Origin of the sequence: Thomasclavelia saccharogumia DSM 17460 (assembly GCF_000686665.1) — a bacterium.
GTDB classification, from domain to species: Bacteria; Bacillota_I; Bacilli_A; order Erysipelotrichales; family Coprobacillaceae; genus Thomasclavelia; species Thomasclavelia saccharogumia.
This window is the reverse complement of record NZ_JMLH01000112.1, coordinates 1-3,784: the sequence shown is the minus strand read 5'-3', so window position 1 is coordinate 3,784 and position 3,784 is coordinate 1. Positions and strand designations below refer to the sequence as shown.

Sequence of the window (3,784 nt, the reverse complement as noted above, 5' to 3'; positions counted from 1 at the left end):
TATTATGGATTACTTACTATTCAGTATTTTGGATATAATTAGAAATCCTTTTTTTGTTTCCAAAAAAATTTGTTTAAGTTTATAACTTATTATATGTAGTCTTAATGATTTTCATTTTTTATCCAGATATTTCTGAAAATATAGCTAGATTTCTTATTGTTATTTGTGGGTTAGTAATGTGCATGTCTCTTATTTTATATGGGCGATTTTATGCTTCTGTTTTTAAAAATGTTACAATTGATGAAAAAATAAAGAAAACTTTGATAAGAATTTTTAAAATCATTTTGATTTTTATCTGGATAATTATTATATCATCATGCTTGATTTATCGCGATAACATAACAGTTGAAGGAATATTGGCTTATACACCCCATAATTTATATTTAGCATTTTTAATGATTTTAGGACTTTTTGCTCTTAAAAGTCTAAGCATTTTTATATATTCAGGAATTTTGTATGCTGCAGCTGGTATATTATTTCCATTACCTATTGCTTTTTTAGTTAATCTTATAGGAACAGTAATTATGCTTTCATTACCATATCTTATTGGTCAGAAAGTCGGAACTATAACAGTAAATTATCTAAAAGAAAAATATCCAAAATTAGAGACGCTATCTAAATTACGTTCTAAAAATGATTTATTTTTCTCTTTTCTAATTAGAATTATCAACATACTTCCATGTGATATTGTGAGTTTATATATGGGAGCTGTTAATGTTGAGTATAAAAAATATATAATAGGAGGATTACTAGGTATGTTGCCTCCTATAATAACATTTCCAATTATGGCAATGAGTATTAAAGATGTTTCCTCACCGCAGTTTATTATTTCATGTTGTGTTGAGATTGTTTTTATGACGGTTTCAATAGGGATTTATTTTTTATATTGCAAAAAGCATCAATAAACATGTAATTGGAAGATGAAATGCTGGTTATTTTATCAATTATTTTAAATATTTAGTTATGAATGAGAAGGATTGTTTACTAAAATAAGTTTAATTACTTTTACAGCAATAAAAATTTTCTTAATTGGAATATTTAATAAAAAGGACAATTAAAATTCTTTTCAAAACAATCAAATCAACATTTAAACTTGAAAAAGAATTCACGATTCTATGTTTTGAAAGACTTATATCGTACTACTCAAGATATATCATTGTATCATAAGAGATTTGAAAAGAAAATGACGTGAAGACATTGGGTAAATTGTTTCTACATATAGCAGCAGTTACGTTCATAAAAACTATTGGAGATAATTGAAGCATTATTACAAGAAGTAGAAGTCGATAATTTTGTCAAGAACAGGATAAAAAATGAAATAATAGTGATGATGTCAATGATTATTACAATTATTATACTTTTTCAAGTGTGAAACTTGAGCATTTATAAATTATAAGTTATTACAGTTCCTATTATCGTTAATATCTCAATTATAATAGTTTTTTTTGCTGCTTACTTTTTATGTGATAATGTATTGAATACAATATTTAGAGATCGTGATGAAAGATCTAGCTATGCATCGTGAAAAAATAATAAGAAAATAGATTTAATTATATCTTTTATTAACATTTTTAAGCTAAAAAGAAGTAATTTGTCTTTTTTAGTAGTAAATGATAATAGGAGGTTTTAATATGCGTAGATATCCAATATATAGACAAGATAATAATTATAGTTGTGGGGCATACTGTATTAAAATGATTTTAAAATATTATCATTATGATATAAAAACAAAGGAAATAAAAGAGCGCTGTCGTTTAACGAGTGAAGGAATTAGTGTATATGGACTGGTATGCTGTTTGAAATCATATCATTTTGATGCTAAAGCATATCAATGTGATTTGAAAACATTATTAAATGAAGCTAAGCTGCCTTGTATAATACATGTTATTAATGAAAATATGACGCATTTTGTAGTTTTGTATCAAATAACAAAAAAATATCTTTTAATTGGAGACCCGGCTCAAGGATTAGTTAAATTAACGGAAAAAGATGTTGAAAAAGTATTTACTGGGGTATGTATTTGTATTGAACATGTAGGAAGATATATTATTAATAAAAATCAAAAAGAAGTAGGATTTAAAGAATTTATAATCAAGCATTTAAAAGATAGTCATCATAGTATTATTAAGTTATTAATGAAAGCAGTAGTGATATCATTTTGCAGTATAATTGGTTCATTTTATTTTCAAGGATTGATCAATATGCTTGATGAAGTGGATTTTTATTTTATTATGGGCTTTAGTGCAGTTTTTATATTTGTAGCTGGAATTAGGATCATCGTATGTTATCAGCGCAAAAATTTGGAAATCGAGATTCAAAAGAAACTGAATTATGAATACGTAAATAAGACGGTTATTAATATGCTGGAACTGCCTTTTAAGTATTTTAATTGTAATCAAGAGGGAGTCTTGTTAACTAAAGTTCAAAACTTGTATTCTTTAAGTGATTTTTTTATTCATCTTTATCTTACGATATTTATGGATCTGGTTTTAATGAGTGGAGTCATTATTGCAATACTACTTTTTTCTTTACAGATTGGTTCAGTGGTAATAATTGTTTTAATTGTGATTGCATTCGTTATAACAAAAGGAATGAAAAGATTAAATAGATTAAATAAGAAAATTGTTACTAGTCAAGAGCAGATGAATCAAGGATATTTAGAATATTTAAAAAATTTTTATAACAGTCATCAGTTTTTTTTAAAACAATTTACGAAAGAAAAGATAAATTATTTATTTGATGAGTATAATTATAATGTTTATTGGCGAGATAAAAGTTTAAATGATCTAAATATCATTAGTGAATTATTAATTCAAGGATTAGCTTTTTTAGTTGTTATGATAGCTGCTTACTATTATAAAAACGGGTATATTAATATTGGTGATATTGTCTTTTTCTATATGTTGACAACATATTTGATTGAGCCATTATTCAATATAATTGCATTCATTATTGAAAAAGATGAAATTATGATTTTATATGAGCGTTATAAAGAAATCGTACCAGATAAAAAGGAACGAAAGTTGAAAATAAAAGGTAAGATAAAAGAAATTAAGTTTGATCATATTACATATAGCTATGGCTATAGTAAACCAATCATTGATCATTTGGATCTAGTTATAAAAGATTCGATATGGTTAAAAGGCAACACTGGTGCTGGTAAGTCAACATTATTAAGACTGTTAATGAAACATGATGATTTGATTAAAGGCCAGATATTGATCAACGGAATACCATTGGTTAATATTGATCCTAATTCGCTGTATCAAAAAATTATTTATTTAGATAAGGAACCAATTTTTTATCAAGAATCTTTACGTTTTAATCTCCTTTTAAAAAGTAAAAAAAATTATTTATTAGAAGAATTATTAAGAGAGTTTGCAGTTGATCAATTTATTGATCAATTAGAAATGATAATTGATGTAGAGGGGAGACCATTATCATCAGGACAACAACAGATCATGATGATCATTAGAGCTTTAATATTAAATCCAGATGTTTTGGTGTTAGATGAGGCTTTGAGTAATGTAGATGATTATCGGGTTGAAAAGATTTTAAATTATCTTCGTAATTGTAGAAAGGAAATAATTGTGATCATCGTTGCCCATCAAACAAAATTAGTGAATCAATTTTATGACTGTGTTATAATAAAAGACGGAAAAATTTCTTAATATTTAATGAAGTTTTTGAAGTAATTCTCCTTTTTAGATTGTAAAAGATAATGAGGAGGAAAAAATATGATTCATGAAAAAAATATTATCCAAAATAATGTCAGCTTTAGTAA

Annotated in this window: 2 protein-coding genes; both read left to right on the top strand. The window is 25.4% G+C overall.

Translation table 11 applies throughout. The features are described 5' to 3' along the window. Positions 1 to 104: 104 nt before the first annotated feature. Positions 105 to 905, top strand: coding sequence for a TVP38/TMEM64 family protein (locus tag BR82_RS0114295; RefSeq protein ID WP_027090713.1), 801 nt, complete (start codon positions 105 to 107; stop codon positions 903 to 905). A 726-nt stretch (positions 906 to 1,631) separates the two neighbouring features. Then, positions 1,632 to 3,671 carry a cysteine peptidase family C39 domain-containing protein gene (locus tag BR82_RS0114290; protein WP_027090712.1) on the top strand — a complete coding sequence of 680 codons (2,040 nt, stop codon included), beginning with the start codon at positions 1,632 to 1,634 and terminating at the stop codon, positions 3,669 to 3,671. Positions 3,672 to 3,784 lie beyond the last annotated feature (113 nt).